The sequence below is a fragment of the Leucobacter tardus genome, assembly GCF_017583045.1.
GTDB classification, from domain to species: Bacteria; Actinomycetota; Actinomycetes; order Actinomycetales; family Microbacteriaceae; genus Leucobacter; species Leucobacter tardus.
In genome coordinates this window covers 874785-893937 of record NZ_JAGFBF010000001.1, presented here as the reverse complement: position 1 = coordinate 893937, position 19153 = coordinate 874785, and the positions used below count along the sequence as shown (strand labels likewise).

At 68.3% G+C, this 19153-nt stretch carries 16 protein-coding genes; 5 read left to right on the top strand and 11 right to left on the bottom strand.

Annotated features, from left to right (window positions below; all coding sequences use genetic code 11):
- Nucleotides 1–68 precede the first annotated feature (68 nt).
- Nucleotides 69–1016 (bottom strand): hypothetical protein, encoded by a 948-nt coding sequence (locus J4H85_RS04275; RefSeq protein ID WP_208237114.1) that lies wholly within the window; start codon nucleotides 1014–1016, stop codon nucleotides 69–71.
- A 64-nt stretch (nucleotides 1017–1080) separates the two neighbouring features.
- Here J4H85_RS04275 and purL point away from each other — a divergent pair, with 64 nt between their 5' ends.
- Entirely contained in the window at nucleotides 1081–3408 is a 2328-nt protein-coding gene (purL, locus tag J4H85_RS04270; protein ID WP_208237112.1) for a phosphoribosylformylglycinamidine synthase subunit PurL, read from the top strand.
- 113 nt (nucleotides 3409–3521) lie between these two features.
- Here the strand turns inward: purL and tmk are convergent, their stop codons facing one another.
- The 7 genes from tmk to J4H85_RS04235 form a co-directional block, all read right to left on the bottom strand.
- The gene (gene tmk, locus J4H85_RS04265) at nucleotides 3522–4142 is read right to left on the bottom strand and encodes a dTMP kinase (RefSeq protein WP_208237110.1); all 621 of its coding nucleotides are present in this window, start codon (nucleotides 4140–4142) and stop codon (nucleotides 3522–3524) included.
- A gap of 10 nt (nucleotides 4143–4152) precedes the next feature.
- A complete protein-coding gene (gene topA, locus J4H85_RS04260; protein ID WP_208237107.1) occupies nucleotides 4153–6972 on the bottom strand; it encodes a type I DNA topoisomerase in 2820 nt (939 codons plus the stop codon).
- A 187-nt stretch (nucleotides 6973–7159) separates the two neighbouring features.
- Entirely contained in the window at nucleotides 7160–7960 is an 801-nt protein-coding gene (locus tag J4H85_RS04255; RefSeq protein WP_208237105.1) for a M23 family metallopeptidase, read from the bottom strand.
- Nucleotides 7957–8337, bottom strand: coding sequence for a TadE family protein (locus J4H85_RS04250; protein WP_208237104.1), 381 nt, complete (start codon nucleotides 8335–8337; stop codon nucleotides 7957–7959). The genes J4H85_RS04255 and J4H85_RS04250 overlap by 4 nt, the downstream gene beginning before the upstream one ends.
- A gap of 3 nt (nucleotides 8338–8340) precedes the next feature.
- Nucleotides 8341–8583, bottom strand: a complete 243-nt coding sequence (locus J4H85_RS04245; RefSeq protein ID WP_208237102.1) for a DUF4244 domain-containing protein — start codon at nucleotides 8581–8583, stop codon at nucleotides 8341–8343.
- 147 nt (nucleotides 8584–8730) lie between these two features.
- Complete coding sequence (locus J4H85_RS04240) at nucleotides 8731–9672, bottom strand: type II secretion system F family protein (RefSeq protein WP_208237100.1); 942 nt, start codon at nucleotides 9670–9672, stop codon at nucleotides 8731–8733.
- The gene (locus J4H85_RS04235; protein WP_208237098.1) at nucleotides 9669–10646 is read right to left on the bottom strand and encodes a TadA family conjugal transfer-associated ATPase; all 978 of its coding nucleotides are present in this window, start codon (nucleotides 10644–10646) and stop codon (nucleotides 9669–9671) included. The genes J4H85_RS04240 and J4H85_RS04235 overlap by 4 nt, the downstream gene beginning before the upstream one ends.
- A gap of 194 nt (nucleotides 10647–10840) precedes the next feature.
- Between J4H85_RS04235 and acs the strand changes: the two genes are divergently transcribed.
- Together acs and J4H85_RS04225 are read left to right on the top strand one after the other, a co-directional pair.
- Entirely contained in the window at nucleotides 10841–12817 is a 1977-nt protein-coding gene (acs, locus tag J4H85_RS04230) for an acetate--CoA ligase (RefSeq protein ID WP_208237096.1), read from the top strand.
- Nucleotides 12818–12906: 89 nt separating this feature from the next.
- On the top strand, nucleotides 12907–13629 hold the full coding sequence (locus J4H85_RS04225; RefSeq protein ID WP_208237094.1) for a hypothetical protein: 723 nt from the start codon (nucleotides 12907–12909) through the stop codon (nucleotides 13627–13629).
- 137 nt (nucleotides 13630–13766) lie between these two features.
- Here the strand turns inward: J4H85_RS04225 and J4H85_RS04220 are convergent, their stop codons facing one another.
- Both J4H85_RS04220 and sp36 read right to left on the bottom strand, forming a co-directional pair.
- Complete coding sequence (locus J4H85_RS04220) at nucleotides 13767–14240, bottom strand: RidA family protein (protein WP_208237092.1); 474 nt, start codon at nucleotides 14238–14240, stop codon at nucleotides 13767–13769.
- A gap of 4 nt (nucleotides 14241–14244) precedes the next feature.
- Complete coding sequence (gene sp36 / locus J4H85_RS04215; RefSeq protein ID WP_372440183.1) at nucleotides 14245–14421, bottom strand: Sp36 family protein; 177 nt, start codon at nucleotides 14419–14421, stop codon at nucleotides 14245–14247.
- A 130-nt stretch (nucleotides 14422–14551) separates the two neighbouring features.
- Between sp36 and J4H85_RS04210 the strand changes: the two genes are divergently transcribed.
- Both J4H85_RS04210 and J4H85_RS04205 read left to right on the top strand, forming a co-directional pair.
- Entirely contained in the window at nucleotides 14552–17098 is a 2547-nt protein-coding gene (locus tag J4H85_RS04210) for a transglycosylase domain-containing protein (RefSeq protein WP_208237088.1), read from the top strand.
- Nucleotides 17095–18027, top strand: coding sequence for a metallophosphoesterase (locus tag J4H85_RS04205; protein WP_208237086.1), 933 nt, complete (start codon nucleotides 17095–17097; stop codon nucleotides 18025–18027). The genes J4H85_RS04210 and J4H85_RS04205 overlap by 4 nt, the downstream gene beginning before the upstream one ends.
- A gap of 40 nt (nucleotides 18028–18067) precedes the next feature.
- On the opposite strand, the gene J4H85_RS04200 is transcribed toward J4H85_RS04205, so the two are convergent.
- Entirely contained in the window at nucleotides 18068–19117 is a 1050-nt protein-coding gene (locus J4H85_RS04200) for an aspartate-semialdehyde dehydrogenase (protein WP_208237084.1), read from the bottom strand.
- Nucleotides 19118–19153: the final 36 nt, after the last annotated feature.

Here is a 19153-nt window from a genome sequence, read left to right as displayed (position 1 = left end):
CTACATCATCAGATGTTCAAGGTGAACAAAAAATGCGGTGGCGACGGATATCGTCGCCACCGCATTTCTCACGGGCGCCCGGGGCCCCCGGGGTGCTGCAGTGCCGAAAAGTCGGGTTGGCCGTCCGGGCGCATGGGCAACGGACGGCCGTCGGGGTATGTGGGCCACGGGAGCAACTGCTGCTCGTCATGCACCTGCGGCCGCGGAGCAGCTGGCTGCTGAGGTGCGGGGGCGTGTCGATCCGACCGCGCCTGCGGCTGACCCGCACCGGGGCCGTACGGCTGACCCTGCTGCGGCGGGTGGCCGGGCAGCTGCGGCGCCCGACGCGCAACTGCCGCCTCGCGCTCGGCCCGCGCCGCGGCGCGGCGATCCGCCCCGTAGGTCCACCGGAGCAGCAGCGTGATGGCGAGCCCCAGCGCCGTGAGGATCAGCGTCGCCGTCGCGAGCTTCCAGTACAGATCCGGAACCGTGAGGTCGAAGGACTCGATCCCGACGGGAGCGGTGAACATGATGCCCGAGAGCACCGCGAGAATGCTCGTGATGAAGCCGAACCGGGGCACGACCGGCGGGAAATGCGCACCGAGGCTCAGGAGGATCTGGCAGCAGAGGATGACGAGTCGCGTCACCCCGATCACCACGACCGACTTCCAGAAGATCTCGAAACCGAGGGTGAAGGGGTCGTACGACGTCATCCAGATCACGATGAGCAGCAATCCGAGAATGTAGGTGTTCGCGATCAGAGCGACCGGCGCGTACCACTCGGACTTGCGCTCGCGACTCGTATCGAACGCCGTGAAGAGCACGAACACGGTGAACAGCGCGAAGGTCGAGAACACCCGCTCGAAGCGCCCTTCGAAGTCACCGAGGAAGAGCAGCGAGATCGAGGCGATCGTCAGCGCGGCGAGCAGGATGATGCTGACCTTGAGGAACGGGGAAAGCCGGTGCTGATCGCCCTCGTGAGGCTTCGCGGTCGGCACCTGCTGCGGTTCCTGCATCTGGGTGTTCGGATCATTCATACTCTTGAGTGTGCACTGCCGCACTGGAAAAGAGCAATGCGCAGGACCCCGGTAGACTGTCGGGGTGACCGATAGCACCGCCGTAGAGCCCCGCCCAGACACTGTCGCCGACGCCATCGCGAGCCCGGAGAAGGAGCAGCCGTACGGCGCGCTCGGGCTGAAGCCCGATGAGTACGACCGCATCCGTGAGATCCTCGGCCGCCGACCGACCTCGGGCGAGCTCGCCATGTATTCGGTGATGTGGTCGGAGCACTGCTCGTACAAGTCGTCGAAGATCTACCTGCGGCAATTCGGCAAGAAGGTCACCGACAAGATGCGCGAGCGCCTGCTCGTCGGCATGGGCGAGAACGCCGGTGTGATCGACATCGGCGAGGGCTGGGCCGTGACCTTCAAGGTCGAGAGCCACAACCACCCCTCGTACATCGAGCCCTTCCAAGGCGCGGCCACCGGTGTCGGCGGCATCATCCGCGACATCATCTCCATGGGCGCCCGGCCGGTCGCGGTGATGGATCAGTTGCGCTTCGGCGCCGTCGACGACCCCGATACCGCCCGCGTCGTGCACGGCGTCGTCTCCGGCATCAGCTTCTACGCGAACTGCCTCGGACTGCCGAACCTCGGTGGTGAGACGGTCTTCGACGGCGTGTACCAGGCGAACCCGCTCGTGAACGCGCTCGGCGTCGGCGTCTTGCGCCACGAAGACCTCCACCTCGCGAACGCGTCGGGCACCGGCAACAAGGTCGTGCTCTTCGGCGCCCGTACCGGCGGCGACGGCATCGGCGGCGCCTCGATCCTGGCTTCCGACAGCTTCAGCGAGGGCGGCCCGACGAAGCGGCCCGCCGTGCAGGTCGGCGACCCGTTCGCCGAGAAGGTGCTCATCGAGTGCTGCCTCGAACTCTTCCAGGGCGAGCTCGTCGAGGGGATCCAGGATCTCGGTGCGGCCGGCATCTCGTGCGCCACCTCCGAGCTCGCCTCCAACGGTGACGGCGGCATGTTCATCGAGCTCGACAGCGTGCTGCTCCGCGATCCGTCGCTCACGGCCGAGGAGATCCTCATGTCGGAGAGCCAGGAGCGCATGATGGCCGTCGTGCGCCCTGAGCAGCTCGACGCGTTCCTCGCGGTCACCGCGAAGTGGGATGTTGAGACCAGCGTGCTCGGCGAAGTCACCGACACGGGTCGCCTCGTCATCAACTGGCGCGGCGAAGAGATCGTGAACGTCGACCCGCGCACCGTCGCCGTGGACGGTCCCGTCTACGAGCGCCCGGTCGCATACCCGTCGTGGATCGACGCGCTGCAGGCCTCCGGCGTTCGCGCCGACGGCCTCGCACGCCCCGAAACCGGTGACGACCTGCGGGCGCAGCTCATCGCCGTCGCGGCGTCGCCGAACCAGGCCGATGTCTCGTGGGTCACCAATCAGTACGACACGTACGTGCTCGGCAACACGGCGCTCTCCTTCCCCGACGGCGCCGGCATGATCCGCGTCGATGAGGAGAGCGGACTCGGCGTCGCGATCTCGACGGACGCGAACGGTCGCTACAGCCAGCTCGACCCCTACACCGGCGCCCAGCTCGCGCTCGCCGAGGCGTACCGCAACGTCGCCGCGTCGGGCGCCGTGCCGACCGCCGTCACCGACTGCCTGAACTTCGGCAGCCCGGAGGATCCCGAGGTCATGTGGCAGTTCTCGCGCGCCGTCGAGGGGCTCTCGGACGCCTGCCTCGCACTCGAGACTCCCGTCACGGGCGGCAACGTCTCGCTGTACAACCAGACGGGCGACACCGCGATCCACCCGACGCCCGTCGTCGGCGTGCTCGGCATCATCGACGATGTGGCACGGCGCGTACCGAGCGGCTGGCAGGACGAGGGCGACCACCTCTACCTCCTCGGCACGACGCGCGATGAGCTCGACGGCTCCGCCTGGGCCGGAGCGGTGCACGACCACCTCGGTGGCGTTCCCCCGATGGCCGATCTCGCAGCCGAGCGGTCACTCGCCGATCTGCTGCACGCCGCGACCCAGGGCGGGCTGCTCTCCGGCTCGGTGGATCTCTCCGAGGGCGGCCTCGCGCAGGCGCTCACCGACGGGTCCCTCCGTTTCGGCACCGGTGCCCGCGTCTGGATCGAGGAGATCATGGAGCGTGACGGCGTCGACGCCGCTGCGGCGCTCTTCTCCGAGTCGCAGGCGCGTGTGCTCGTCGCGGTTCCGCACGAGGAGGACGTGAAGTTCCGCGGTCTCTGCGAGGGACGCGACTACCCGGTGCTGAAGATCGGCGTGACCGACGGCCGGGGTGCAGACGCGGCTATCGAACTGCAGGATCGCTTCACCCTGCCGCTCGCCGAACTCCGTTCGGCCTGGTCGGCGACGCTCCCCGATCGCTTCGGGCAGATCATCGCCGAGTAAACGCTGATCCGACCCGCTGCGCCCCGGCGCCCGATGCACTCGGGTGTCGGGGCGCAGCGCTGTCCGGGGTCGGAATCTGGACGCGCCAGTGCCGTCTGAACGGCGACGTTGAGCTACTGCGGCAAGTGCGGCGTGACGCGCGCGAGGATCTGCGCGTGGACCTCGTCCACGGGCAGTGTGGCGTCGATGACGACGCAGCGATCCGGGTCCGCCGCCGCAATCGCGAGGAAGCCGTCACGGACCGCCTCATGGAACGTCGCGGCTTCGGATTCGAGTCGGTCGGCGGCTCCACCGCGAGCATGCCTGCGCGCCGCGGCGTCCTGAGGTGCGATGTCGAGGATCGCGGTCACTCGCGGCTGCAGGCCCTCTGTCGCCCAGTCGCTGAGCCGTCTGACGTCTGCGATGTCGAGCACGCGGCCAGCGCCTTGATATGCGAGCGAGGAGTCGATGTAGCGATCCTGCACCACGATCGCTCCGCGCTCGAGTGCCGGGCGCACGATCGTCGCGATGTGCTGCGCGCGGTCTGCGGCGTACAGCAGTGCTTCGGCGCGCGGGTCGACGTGTTCACCGTGCAGCAGCAGCTTCCGCAGCTCGACGCCGAGCATGGTTCCACCGGGCTCGCGGGTGCGGACCACTTCGTGGCCGCGCGCTTCGAGCCAGGCCTGCAGGAGTTCGACCTGCGTCGATTTGCCCGCGCCGTCGCCACCCTCGAGGGTGATGAACAGTCCGCTCACGACGCGCCGGTCAGCTCTGCGCGGCCTCGGCGGCCGCCCGGTTCGCGGCACGGGTGGCGGCCGCCTTCTTCGCTGCCGCAGAGCGGGCGGGATCGACCGTACCGGATGACTTCTGAGCCGCGGACTTCGCCGGACTCTTCGTCGTCGTGGCCTTCTTCGCCGGAGCCTTCTTCTTCGCGGGAGCCTTCTTCTTGGCCGGACCCTTGGCGCGCTTGATGGCGAGCAGCTCGACGGCGCGGTCGAACGTGACGTCGTCGACGTTCTCACCCCGCGGGATGGTCGCGTTCGTCTCACCATCGGTCACGTACGGGCCGAACCGGCCGTCGCGCAGCTTGATCGGTTTGCCGCTCGCCGGATCGGCGTCGAACTCCTTCAGCGCACTGGAGGCCCGCTTCGCACCGTACTTGGGCTGCGCGAAAAGTTCTTGCGCACCGGCGAGATCGATCGAGAAGATCGCGTCCTCGCTCGGCAGGGTGCGGGTATCGGTGCCCTTCTTCAAGTAGGGGCCGTAGCGTCCGTTCTGCGCGGTGATCTCGGTCTCGGACTCAGGATCCACCCCGACGACGCGCGGCAGGTCGATGAGCGCCACCGCGGTGTCGAGGTCGACCGTCGCGGGGTCCATCGATTTGAACAGCGATGCGGTGCGCGGCTTCTGCCCCTTCGGCAGTTCCTCACCCTCATCCGGGAGCTCGGTGACGAACGGACCGAATCGTCCGTTCTTCGCCACGATGCGCTTGCCCGTCTGCGGGTGCAGGCCGACGACGCGATCCTCGGCCGGCTCGGCGGCGGCGAGCTCGCGGGCCTTCGCGGCCGTCAGCTCATCCGGCGCGAGACCGTCGGGAATGTTGACCGAGCGGGGCTTCAGCTCGCCGCCCTCCGTCACTTCGGACTTCTCGTCGAACACCTCGAGGAACGGACCGTACTTGCCGATGCGCAGCGAGATGCCGTCGTCGATCTTGATGGTGTTGATCGCTCGGGCGTCGATCTCACCCAGGTTGTCCACCACGCCGCGGAGCCCAGGGTGGGCGTCGGTACCGAAGTAGAATTCGCCGAGCCAGGTGCCTCGGTCGGCGTCGCCGGCCGCGATGCGGTCGAGATCGTTCTCCATCGAGGCGGTGAAGTCGTAGTCGACCAGTTCCGAGAAGTGATCTTCGAGCAGACGGACCACCGAGAAGGCGATCCAGCTAGGCACGAGGGCCTGCCCCTTCTTCGTCACGTAGCCGCGATCCATGATGGTGCTGATGATCGCCGCGTAGGTGGAGGGTCGGCCGACGCCGAGGTCTTCGAGCCGCTTCGTGAGGCTGGCCTCGGTGTAGCGCGGTGGCGGGCTCGTCTCGTGTCCCTTGGCCTCCGGCTCGATCACGCCGAGGCTCTGCCCCTCGGAGAGCTGCGGCAGTGCGACGTTCTGGTCGGTGTCGCCGCGCTTCTCGTCGCGTCCCTCCTCGTAGGCGAGGAGGAAGCCGGGGAACGTGATGACGGTGCCGCTGGCGGTGAATTCGGCGCGGGTCGGGGCGTCGGCTCCGGCCTCCTGCACGTCGACGGCGAGCGTGACGGTGTCGGTGGAGCCCTTGGCGTCTGCCATCTGGCTCGCGACGGTCCGCTTCCAGATGAGTTCGTACAGGGCGTGCTCGCCCTGCGTGAGCTTGCCCTTCAGCGCGTTCGGGCGCTGGAAGACGTCACCTGCGGGGCGAATGGCCTCGTGGGCCTCCTGAGCGCCCTTCGACTTGCCGGTGTACACGCGCGGCTTGTCGGGCACGGTCTGCGACCCGTAGAGTTCGCTGGCCTGCGAGCGTGCCGCCTGGACCGCCTGCTTCGACAGCGACGGCGAGTCCGTTCGCATATAGGTGATGTGACCGTTCTCGTACAGCGACTGCGCGAACGACATCGTCTGACGCGAGGTGTACCGCAGTTTGCGCGAGGCCTCCTGCTGCAGGGTCGACGTGGTGAACGGTGCTGCCGGGCGTCGGGTGTGCGGCTTCGTCTCGACCGAGCTGACGGCGGCGCGCAGTCCGTCGCGGAGCAGTTCGGCCAGCCGCTCGGCACGGTCGCGCTCGAGCGGGATCACGCCTGCGCTCGACGACTTCGCCTTCAGCGCGCCGTCGTCGCCGAAGTCGCCTCCGGTCGCGAGCCGCTGCGCGCCGAGTCGAACGAGTTTCGCCCGGAAATCGGTGGGATCGTCGGCGTCCGCACCCGGACTAAAGATTGCGGAGAGGTCCCAGTACTCGGCGGTGGTGAAGGCGAGTCGCTCCCGCTCGCGATCGACGACGAGGCGCGTGGCGGCGGACTGCACGCGACCGGCGGAGAGCTTCGGTGCGACCTTGCGCCACAGCACGGGCGAGATGTCGTACCCGTAGAGCCGGTCGAGAATGCGGCGGGTCTCCTGCGCGTCGACGAGCGAGAGGTCGATGTCGCGGGTATTGGCTTTCGCCTCTTCGATCGCGTCTTTGGTGATCTCGTGGAAGACCATGCGGCGGACCGGGACCTTCGGCTTCAGCACTTCGAGCAGGTGCCACGCGATGGCTTCGCCCTCGCGGTCCTCATCAGTGGCGAGCCAGAGTTCGTCGGCGCCCTTCAGTGCTCGTTTGAGCTCGGAGACGGTCTTCTTCTTGTTGTCGCCGACCACGTAGTAGGGGGTGAAGTCGTTCTCGACGTCGACGGCGAACTTGCCGAAGGGGCCCTTTTTGAGTTCGGCCGGAAGCTCGGACGGCTCTGCGAGGTCGCGGATGTGTCCGACCGAGGCGATCACTTCGTAGTCATCGCCCAGGTATCCGCTGATCGTGCGCGCCTTGGTCGGCGACTCCACGATTACGAGCTTCTTCTCGCCCTTCACGGGACTCCTCACTCATGTCGACGGTGCGGCAGCCCTGCTGCCCGGCTCCATCTGGGCGCCCTCGGAAACGGCACCCGGTACATATCTCTTGCATCGACACCCTACACAGGTGGTCCTGAGAATGGCCACGCCCCGACGCCGAGCGCGTTGTCGTCGCAGACCGAGGCACGGACGTGCGCTCCCGCCATCATGGCCGCCCGAGGTAGCTCAAGGGGTCGACATCCGACACCGAGTGCTGCGGCGTGCGCGACAGCGTGAAGTGGCTGTGCGGGCCCTCGGTGCACCCGGTCATTCCCGCCGTGCCGACCCGCTGACCCGCGGCGACGCGGCTGCCCGGTCGGAGTCCGAGGCGTCCCGTCGAGCCGGGTGCGATGTGGCTGTGCGCGCTGAACAGCACCTGTCCATCGACCTCGTGCCGCATCATGACGAGGTGGTTGGGTCCGCGCCACCACCCGGGGTTCGCCACGCAGACATCGGGAATCCCCGCACCGTCGGGGCCGGCGCGCACGATCACGCCAGCGTACGGAGCGAACAGTGCCCCGTCGTCGGACACCGCGAGATCGATGGCGTACCCCTGATGGGGGCCCTGCGTCAGCCCTCGGCGATCGGAGGGCCAGGCCCAGCCGTTCTCTCCAACCGGCCCGCTACTCCCCGGTCCGTCGACCGGTCCGTCGACGAGGCCGGCGTGCGCGCGCCCCCGCACCTCGCCGAGCCCCGATGACGCGGTGACGACGATGCGGGCGCTCGCCGAGCCCGTCTCGACCTCGCAGGAACCCAGCTCGGCTTCGGCGGCGGTGACCACCTCGGCGGCGAGCGCGCACGGCGAAGCGTCGATCCACCCTGCTGCGGCGTCCGCTGCCGCGAGCGCCGCAGCGTCTGCGGTCGCGCTCACGCGATGCCGCACCTCGAGCTGCGTGCCGGCCACGATGACCGGAACGCCGAGGAGGAGCGCTGCGGCGGCGACGGCGACGCTGACCGGAACGCTCATGCGGGGTCCCCGGCGACGCCGCTCCGTGCCGCGCAGGCGCTCGCACTGATGCCGAGTGATCGGAGCAGACCGAGCCCCGGGGCGGCCCGCAGGGTCACGCAGAGCAGGCCTCCCGTCTCGCTGCGCTCGACTTCGACGCGGCCGGCGAGCGCCTCGAGCCTGGATGCGGCGAGATCGTGGTCACCGCGCGCTTCGAGACGGGAGACGTCTGCGGCCGCCGAGGTCAGTGTGAGCCGATGAGTCACGAGCGAGACACCCCCGATGACCAGTCCCAGCACGATGAGCACCGCCGGAAGAGCGACCGCGAACTCGGCGGTCACGGCTCCCCGTTCGTCATCGCGCAGCGCCGCGTACCGCTCCGCCGGTGTCGCTCCCATCGTTCACCCCGCGGCGTTGAGGGCGTCTTCGACGAGCTTCACGAGCATCGCTCGGATCTCGGGACTCCGCATGATCGCGACGAGCACGCCGGCGAACGCGACGGCGGCCATGATGATGATGGCGTACTCCGCCGTCACCGCACCGCGTTCATCATCCGCGAGTCGGTCGCAGGCCGCCAGCACACGAGTTCTGAGCCGGCGCGCTGATGCGGCGATGCTCCGGACGGGTGAGAGATGGTGAGACATCGTGACTCCTTCGATTCGGTGGTGTGCGTAGCGGGAACTGCATCCTCCCGCGAGCGTCGAAGCCTTCGTGGACGACGATGGTCCCCTGTGAGCGACTCGCCGCATGGAAGACGAATGAGGACGCTGAGGACGACTCCGCGACATCGCTCATCCCACATCGAGCCCGCCGAGCATCGACACGAGCACGGGCATGACCCCCAGTGCGATGAAGGCTGGGAGCACGCAGACCCCCAGGGGAACGAGCACGCGGATGCCGAGCCGTTCAGCCTCGCGTTCGAGCGTCGCATGCGCGCGCACCTGCACCGCGCGCGACTCGGCGACGAGCAGCGGACCCGCCGGTGCGCCCGTCGCGGTGGCGCTCGCCAGCACGGCACGCACCGAACCGGAACGGCAGAGTTCGGCGAGATCGATCCAGTGCGCTCGCGCGGCGACGGCGCTGTCGGCGACCGTGCGTATCGCCCCGTCAGGGGTACCTCCGCCGGCGAGCGCCGTGCGGACGAGCAGGAGTTCGCACCCGTGGGCGCGATCCAACGCTCCGACCGAACGGGTGAGCCGCCGCGCCCAGTGTACGCCGGAGGCGAGCAGTGCCGTGCCGGCCACGACGAGGACCGCTCCCGTCGATGAGAAGAGCACCCCGACCGGGTCGAAGCCGAGCAGGACACCGCTGACGACCGCGAGCGCTGGGAGCGCCGACACGAGTCTGACCGTCATTCGCGGGCCGGTGAGCAGCACCTCGCGCCGTTCGTGGAGCGCCTCGAGACGCTCCAGCGCTTCTGACGTCTGCTCGAGGGCGTGCGCGAGCGGCGCCCCGGTGCGGTCGGCGACGGACCACGCCGCGGCGAGCAGGCGCCAGTCGGGGGAATCGGCGGCGGCGAGCGCCTCGGACACGGTCGCCCCGTCGACGACGCGGTCGTGCACGTGCCGCAGCGCGGGGTCCTCTGCCGCGAGTGCACCGAACACCCGCGGCGGAGGCACCCCGCCGCGGAGAAGGACCGCCGCGCGTGCGGCAGCGGTGGCCGCCGTGCAGGTGTCCCCGCTCGTACGTCTCCATGATCGGGGCACGAGTGCCAGCAGGCTGTCGAGATTCACGGTGCTCCGGTGACCAGGTCGCCCGTGCGTCCGAGGCCGAGGGTGCCGAGTTCGGCGATACGGTGACGGCCCCGGAAGCGTTCCACATGCACGACGAGGTGAATTGCGGAGGCCGCTTGACGCCCCAGCGCGCGCGGGTCCATGCCTGCGAGCGCGCCGAGCGCTTCCAGACGTGCGGGAACGTCGACGAGCCGGCTCGCGTGCAGTGTCCCGGCGCCCCCGTCGTGACCGGTGTTGAGTGCGGCGAGCAGGGTGGCGATCTCGGCGCCTCGGCACTCTCCGAGCACGATGCGATCGGGGCGCATGCGCAGCGCCTCTCTCAGCAGTCGGTCGAGACTGACCTCGCCGACGCCTTCGGTGTTCGCCTGCCGCGCTTCGAGCGCGACCCGATGGGGATGCGCGGGACGCAGCTCGGCCACGTCTTCGATCGTGACGATCCGCTCGGCACGCGGAACGAGGTCGAGCAGCGCGGACAGCACGGTCGTCTTCCCCGATCCCGTTCCACCGGTGATCAGGATGTTCCGCCGCTGCAGCACCGCACGCTCGAGCGCATCGGCGACGTCGTGCGCGCAGAGTCCCTGCGCGACCAGCTCGTCGAAGTCGAGTCGCGAGACGCGCGGCACCCGGATCGACACCGCGGCACCGGCCACCGCCACCGGCGGCAGTACCGCATGCACCCGGATGCCATCTCCGAGTCGCACATCAGCGTACGGCTGCCGCTCATCCAAGTGCCGGCCACCCGCGGCGATGAGCGCGACCGCGAACCCGCGGACGGCTTCCGGCGCGACGGACCACCCGGATACAGCCTCGATCCGCTCACCCCGATCGACCCACAACCGGCCCCGACGTTCCGCGACCTGAATCATGATGTCGCGTACGTCCGGTTCATCCAAGAGCGGCAGCAGCGCCCCGAACGCGCGTTTCGCGTCGAGCGGAAGGTGGCTGCTGCGTGCGGATGGTGCGGCGATCGGCATGGTGCCACTCCAGCAACTCCGAGCGCAGCGCTGCGCTCCGATCCCCCATCGGTGGATGACACGCTCCCGAGATCGTCACCCGCGGCCGTGTGGACGAAGAACGCACGAGCGGCGGTGGAAAGCCGGTACGCTAGCGGGCAGACGGTCGGCGCAACGGGGCCTTGACCGAGACAGAGATGGGATTACGGCAATCTATGACTGATCAGCACAGCACCATTGAAAGTCACCCGCTGCAGGGTCAGACGTACCCGCCGAGCGATGCGTTCCGCGCGCAGGCCAATGTGACGGACTCATCGGTCTACTGGCGCGCGGCGCAGGATCCCGAGGCGTACTGGGCCGAGCAGGCCCGATCGCTGACCTGGACGCAGCCGTTCACGGAGGTTCTGGACTGGTCGAACCCGCCGTTCGCGCGCTGGTTCGGCGACGGGAAGCTCAACGTTGCAGCGAACTGCCTCGACCGGCACGTCGCAGCGGGACTCGGCGATCGCGTCGCCTTCCACTTCGAGGGCGAACCGGGTGACACCCGCACGATCACCTATGCGGAGCTCACCTACGAGGTGAAGCGGGCCGCCAACATGCTCGCCAGTCTCGGCATCGGGCAGGGGGATCGCGTCGCGATCTACATGCCGCTCATCCCCGAGACGATCATCTCGATGCTCGCGGTCGCGCGCGTGGGAGCGATCCACTCGGTGGTCTTCGGCGGGTTCAGCGCCGACAGCCTGCGCTCGCGCATCGACGATGCGGAGGCGAAGCTCGTCATCACGGCGGACGGCGGGTTCCGGAAGGGCCGGGTCTCGCCGCTGAAGCCGACCGTGGATGACGCACTGAGCGCCGACACCGGCGCTGAACTGTCGGTCGAGCACGTGCTGGTCGTGCAGCGCGGTGAGAACGAGATCGATTTCGTGGAGGGCCGCGACCTCTGGTGGCACGAGGAGATCCAGGCGTACGACGGCGAGCACACCGCAGAAGGGTTCGACGCCGAGAACCCGCTCTTCATCCTGTACACGTCGGGGACCACCGGCAAGCCGAAGGGCATCGTCCACACGTCGGGCGGCTACCTCACGCAGACGAGCACGACCCACCGCAACGTCTTCGATCTGAAGCCGGAGACCGATGTGTTCTGGTGCACGGCCGACGTGGGCTGGATCACCGGCCACAGTTACGTCGTCTACGGCCCCCTCGCCAATGGCGCCACTCAGGTCATCTACGAGGGCACCCCCGAGACGCCGAACTGGGGCCGCTGGTGGGACATCGTGCAGAAGTACGGGGTCACCATCTTCTACACCGCCCCCACGGCGATCCGCGCCTGCATGAAGGTCGGACGACAGGTGCCCGCCGAATACGATCTCTCGAGCATTCGCCTGCTCGGCAGCGTCGGCGAACCGATCAACCCCGAAGCCTGGCGCTGGTTCCGCGAGGTCATCGGCGGAGGCGAGGCTCCCATCATGGACACGTGGTGGCAGACGGAGACGGGGGCGCACATGATCTCTCCCCTCCCCGGTCTCACCGCGCTGAAGCCCGGGAGCGCACAGATCGCGCAGCCGGGCATCGCGGTGAGCGTGGTGAACGAGGAAGGCGAGCGGGTGGAGCCGGGTCAGAGCGGCCTGCTCGTCGTCGAGCAGCCGTGGCCGAGCATGCTGCGCACCATCTGGGGCGACGACCAGCGCTACATCGACACCTACTGGGCCAAGTTCGGAGACAAGTACTTCGCGGGCGACGGCGCTCGGCTCGACGACGACGGAGACATCTGGTTCCTCGGTCGCGTCGACGACGTGATGAACGTGTCCGGCCACCGACTCTCCACGACGGAGATCGAGTCGGCACTGGTCGAGCACCACGCCGTCGCCGAGTCGGCGGTCGTCGGTGCGGATGACGAGACCACCGGTCAGGCTGTCGTCGCATTCGTGGTGTTGAAGTCCCAGCAGTCGATCGTGACGGCGGACGACGCCGAGGCCGAATTGAGGAAGCACGTGGCCGCCCACATCGGCGCGATTGCGCGCCCGCGGCAGGTCTTCATCGTCAACGAATTGCCGAAGACCCGCTCGGGCAAGATCATGCGGCGGCTCCTGAAGCAGGTCGCCGAGGGCAAGGAAGTCGGCGATACGCAGACGCTGGCGGACACGGCGGTCATGTCCACGATCCAGGATCAGATCCGCACCCGCGCGTCGTAACGCACGGGTGAGAGCGCGCCCAGACCCCTCCCGGACCTCCGGGGCGGGAGGGGTCTGGGCGCGAACGCTCGCTCCCATAGGATGAGCGGGTGAACTTCTCGCCGCGGGATGACTCGGGGAACGACCTCTTCCACGTGCGGCAGAGCGGGCCTCGAGTTCTGGCGCTCGAGCATCTGGTGCGCATCGCCGCCGCCGTGCAGCGGGGCGGGGCGTCAGGAGCGGATCGGCAGATCGATGTGCACCGCGTCTCCGGCGAGGAGGATGCCCGCGACGGAGCCTCGGCGCTCGCGAACCTGTCGCGACCTCATGAGATCCGCTCCGTCGTCGTGGGGAGCACCTACGCCGACGATTCGGATCTCACGCTCGTCATCTCCGGTCGAGGAGTTCGGGCGAGCGTCTTCCCGAACCTCCTCAGCGGCACGACGGCGCATCGTCGAGCCGAAGACGCCATGAGCGCACTCGAGGGGGTCACTCCGCGAGTCGGAGGCCCACGGAGGCCCCATCTCACGAGACTGCTCTGGATCGCGTGGCTGCTCTCCGTCTTCGCGGCGATCTGCATCGTCGCGTGGGCGCTGACGCGGGACGCGACTGCCATGATGACGATCGTGACGGGTCCGCTCGTCGGACTCCTGGCGGCCATGCTGTACCTCCGGTACGGGTACCGTGCGGAGCGATCCGACCGGCGCTGGCTCTACCCGCGCACGAACCTGCGCTGGCGGTTCGCGGAGCACCGACGCTTCGCGCTGCTACTCCTCGGTACCGCGCTGCTGGCCCTCGTCGGCGCATGCATCTGGTCAGCCGCGCTCGCGTAACCCGCGCGGAGCTTCCCCGTACCCGCGCAGGCCCGAACGAGAGAGGCCGGGCCGAACGCGGCAGTGCGGCACTCGCACTGACCACGGCCGACCCGGCCTATCGGTGTCCACTCCGCGGAGAGCGGAACGCCGGGTGACTAGTCTGCGACCTCGAAGACGAACTCGATCTCGACCGGGGCGTCGAGCGGCAGGACCGCGACCCCGACCGCCGAGCGCGCGTGGATGCCGAGGTCGCCGAACACGCGACCCAGGAAGACCGATGCGCCGTTCGCCACGGCGGGCTGGCCGGTGAACGAGGGGTCGGACGCGACGAACGCCGTCACCTTGACGACCTGGGTGATCTTGTCGAGCGAGCCGAGCACGCCCCGCGCTGCAGCGAGCGCGTTCAACGTGCAGACCCGGGCGAGCTCTTCCGCCTGCTCCGGCGAGACGAGGCCGGCGCCCTCGCCGACCTTGCCGCTCGCGGCGAGTGCGCCGTCGACGAACGGCAGCTGACCGCTCGTCGTCACGGTGTTGCCGCGCCGCAGCGCCGGCACGTACGCGGCGACGGGTGCCGCGACCTCGGGAATGGTGTATCCGAGTTCCTGCAGTCGATCCTCGATCACTGACATGCGCTTACGCCTTCCTCTTCATGTACGCGACGTTGCCGCCGGCGGGTCCTTCGATGATCTGCACGAGCTCCCAGCCCTGCGCACCCCAGTTGTTCAGGATCTGAGCCTCGTTGTGCAGCAGCAGCGGGGTCACGAAGTACTCCCAGCGCGGTGTTTCGGCGGTTTCGGTGGGTTCGGTCACGCGATATTCTCCGTCCATAATCGATATCGGGTCGTCACTCGACGACGCGAGCGGATTGTCAGCGATGTCGCTTATCCTTGATTGTATGGCCCCACAGTCACCTCAGTCTTCGCGCGCTCAAAACCGGGGAGTGCGCTCTCTGAAGCCTCGCACCGCGGGCGGCGCGCTCAGCGGCGTCTTCGGCGCGATCGCGATGAGCGTCGTCGCCGGCGTGCTGCTGACCGCGGCAGTCACGCCCATCGTGGCGGTGACGGGCGCTGCGGCGTCCTCCGCCATCAACGTGTTCGAGAACCTGCCGGATCACCTGAATCCGGGTCAGCTCGCGCAGCCGTCCACGATCTACGCCAAGAACTCCGAGGGCAAGGACGTCGAGGTCGCGACCTTCTACGAGCAGGATCGCGAGCCGGTGAAGTGGGACGAGATCTCGCAGTACATCAAGGACGCGGCGGTCGCCGAGGAGGATCCGCGCTTCTACACGCACGGTGGTGTCGATGTGCTCGCCACGAGTCGCGCGGTCGCCCAGAACGCGATGGGCAGCAACCTCTCGGGTGCGTCCACGATCACGATGCAGTACGTGCGCAACGTGCTGGTGCAAGAGGCTGAGGCCATCGTCGATCCCGACGAGCGCGACGAGGCCTACGAAGACGCCATGCGCCAGGACATGGACCGCAAACTGAAGGAGATGCGCTACGCGGTCTCGATCGAGAAGCAATTCTCGAAGGACGAGATCCTGCTGGGGTACCTGAACATCGCCCTCTTCGGTCGCCAGATCTACGGCATCCAGTCGGCTGCGCAGTACTACTACGGCAAGAACGCGAACGACGTCACCGTCGCTGAGGCAGCGAGCCTCGTGGCGATCGTGAACAACCCGTCCCAGCTGCAGATCGACCTCCCCGAGAACATCGAGAAGAACCAGGACCGACGCGACAAGATCCTGGGTTCGATGCTGAACCACGGTCGCATCACGCAAGCGCAGTACGACGAGGCGGTCGCGACGGCGGTCGAGCCCAACATCACGCCGCGCCCCGCCGGGTGCGACATCGCCGAGAGCCGCATGAATCTCGGCTACTTCTGCGACTACGTGCAGCGATACATCCTGAACGACCCGAGCTTCGGCAACTCCAGCCAGGAGCGGTTCTTCAACTTCCAGCGCGGCGGATACGACATCCACACCACGATCAACATCGACATGCAGAACGCCGGCGTGCAGGCGATGCGCGACAACGTGCCCGCGACGATGGACGGCATCGATATCGGCGGTGTCGGCGTGAGCACCGAGAACGGCACGGGTCGGGTGCTGGCGATGGTGCAGAACCGTACCTTCAGCGCCGACCCCGAAGTGACGCAAGACAACGCGGCTTATACCGGTATCAACTACAGCACCGACTTCGAGTACGGCGGCTCGGGCGGGTTCCAGGTCGGATCGACGTTCAAGGCGATCACGCTGACCGAGTGGATCCGATCCGGCCACTCCGTGCGTCAGAGCGTCAACGCGAACGGCCGCACCGAGCAGTACCAGAACTTCCCGGCGCACTGCCTCGACGGTGGCATCTACGGGTACGGCAACTGGACGTTCCAGAACGACCAGGGGCGCCAGTACGGCACCCGCACGGTGCAGAACGTCATCGAGCAGTCCATCAACGGCGGCGTCGTCTCGATGCAGCAGCAGATGGACCTCTGCGACACCTTCGATACCGCGAAGAAGCTCGGCGTGCACCGCGCCGCTGAGCAGAACTCCGATGAATCGATGTCGAACTACGGCACCCGCGATCTCGCGATCCTGCCGTCCACCGTCTACGGCGGTACCGATGAGATCGCGCCCATCACGATGGCGACGGCGTTCGGCGCGTTCGGCGCCGAGGGCGAGGTGTGCACGCCGGTCCCGATCGACAAGATCCTCGATCCCGACGGCGAGGAAGTGAACTTCACGGGTTCTCAATGCTCCTCCGCGATCGCCCCCGAAGTCGCCGCCGGTGTCGCCTATGTGCTGGAGAGCACCGTGCAGAACGGCCTCGCCGGGCATGCCAGGTCGGCGATCGGCACGCCGCACTTCGCGAAGACCGGCACCACCGACAACGTCAAGGACAACTGGACGGTGGGCGGCAGCTCGAAGGTCTCCACCGCCGTGTGGGTCGGCAACGTGACCGGTGATGTCAGCACGCAGCAGTTCGGCGGCTGGGAAGGCCTCATGGCGGCCGATCAGCGCATCTGGCCCGCCATCATGAACGTCGCCGACGAGAAGTACGGTGGGGATCCGTTCCCCTCGCCGGGCGACTCCGCACTGCGCGTGACCACGCAGGAGGTGCCCGACACGTCGGGGCAGAGCTACGACGACGCGAAGAAGCTGCTCGAGGACGCCGGATTCACGGTGAGCGACGGCGGAGACACCGACTCGTCCGAGGACGAGGGGCGCGTCGCCCGCACCGACCCCGAAGCGGGCAGCAGCGCACCGCAGGGCTCGAGCATCCGACTCTTCCGCAGCAACGGCTCGATGTCCGAACTGCCGGATGTCACGGGGCAGGACGGCAGTGATGCGCTCCGCGAGCTTCGCAGCGCCGGGTTCGGTTCGGTCTCGCTGCCGGGCAGTTGTCGGAATGAGGAGATCACGTCGATGTCGCCGTCCGGTGGCTCCGACGCCAAGCGCAGCAGCCAGGTCACGCTGAGCTGCGACTCGTGACGGACGGATCGTTCCGCCGCGCGGCGACCACCGTCGGAGTGGTCGCCGCCGGCGCCGCCGCCTGGGCGACGCTCGTCGAACCGCGTCTGTTCACCGTGCGTCGCCACACCCTCCCCGTCCTTCCCGATGGCGCCGCTCCCGTGCGTGTACTGCAGCTCTCCGACCTGCACCTCGCTCCCTGGCAGCATCGCAAGATCGAGTGGGTGCGCTCCCTCGTCGAACTCTCCCCCGACCTCGTCATCTTGACCGGCGACCTGATGGGCCATGCCGAGGCGCGACCCGGTCTGCTGCGTGCCCTCGAGCCGTTCGACGCCGCGGGCATCCCCGTCGCGTTCGTGTACGGGTCGAACGACTACTACGGTCCGCGCGCGAAGAACCCCCTGAAGTACCTGCAGGCGCCGAGCCGGCTGCATACGCGCGAACCCGATATCGATACCGACCGGATCACGCAGGCCTTCACCGAGCGAGGGTTCATCGATCTCAACAACTCGGCGGCCCGCCTCACGGTGCGCGGCACGGAGTTCGATCTGTTCGGCCTCAACGATCCACACGTGAGCTTCCACGACGTGCCCGCGATGCGCGCGGCGATCGCCCAGCTCCCGAACGCATCCGCCGACGCGACGCCCGTGCGGCTCGGTGTCGTGCATGCACCGTACCAGGAGGCGCTCGGCGCTCTGCTGCAGGACGGGGCGGCGGTCATCTTCGCCGGCCACACGCACGGCGGGCAGGTGCGCGCGCCCTTCGCGGGTGCACTGACCGCGAACTGCGATCTGCCCACCGACCAGGCGCGCGGGCTCAGCGTCTGGTTCGACGCCGAGCATGCCGCCTACCTGAACGTGAGCGCCGGACTCGGCGCCTCCATCTACGCGCCGGTGCGTTTCTGCTGCCGGCCCGAAGCGAGCCTGCTCACACTCGAATCACCGCGCTGACGGGTGTCGGCGAGCCAGGGCCCGCCGACACCTCACACGCCTATGCGCGCGCGGCGACGAGTTCCGCGATCTGCACCGCGTTCAGCGCGGCGCCCTTGCGCAGGTTGTCGTTGGAGACGAACAGTGAAAGCCCGCGCCCTTCCGGAGCCGACTGGTCGGCGCGAATGCGTCCGACGAAGGACGGGTCGGCACCGGCGGCCTCCAGCGGCGTCGGAACGTCGCTGAGCTCCACACCCGGAGCGTCCGCGAGTACCTCGCGCGCGCGATCCGCGGAGATGGGACGTGCGAACTCCGCGTTGATCGACAGCGAATGCCCGGTGAACACCGGCACGCGCACGCAGGTGCCGGAGACGAGCAGTTCGGGCAGACCGAGAATCTTGCGGCTCTCGTTGCGCAGCTTCTTCTCCTCGTCGGTCTCGCCCTCGCCGTCGTCGACGATGGACCCGGCGAGCGGAAGCGCGTTGAATGCGATCGTCTTGGCGTAGACCTCGGGCGCGACGAAGTCGACCGCTCCCCCGTCGTGCACGAGTCCCTCGATGTTGCCGCTCTCGACCGCGCCGGTGACCTGACCCGCGAGCTCACGCGCCCCGACGAGGCCCGATCCGGAGACCGCCTGGAATGTCGTCACGATGAGACGTTCGAGTCCGGCTTCGGCGTCGAGCGCTTTCATCACGGGCATCGCGGCCATGGTCGTGCAATTGGGGTTCGCGATGATCCCCTTGCGCGCGTCGGCGATGGCATCGGGGTTGACCTCGCTGACGACGAGCGGCACATCGGGGTCGAGGCGCCAGGCACTCGAGTTGTCGATGACCGTCGCGCCGGCCGCGGCGAACTTCTCGGCGTACGCCTTCGAGGCGCTGCCACCGGCAGAGAACAGGGCGATGTCGATGCCCGAGGGGTCGGCGGTCTCGACGTCTTCGACCGTGATCTCTGCGCCGCGGAACGGCAGCGTGGTGCCCGCCGAGCGCGCGCTCGAGAAGAACCGGATCCCGGCGACGGGGAAGTCGCGTTCCTCGAGCAGGCGTCGCATCACGGCGCCCACCTGTCCGGTGGCGCCGACGACGGCGACGTGCACACCCTGATCTGCCATATTCATGCTCCTTCGAAAGTCTGGTCTGTCGGGCGC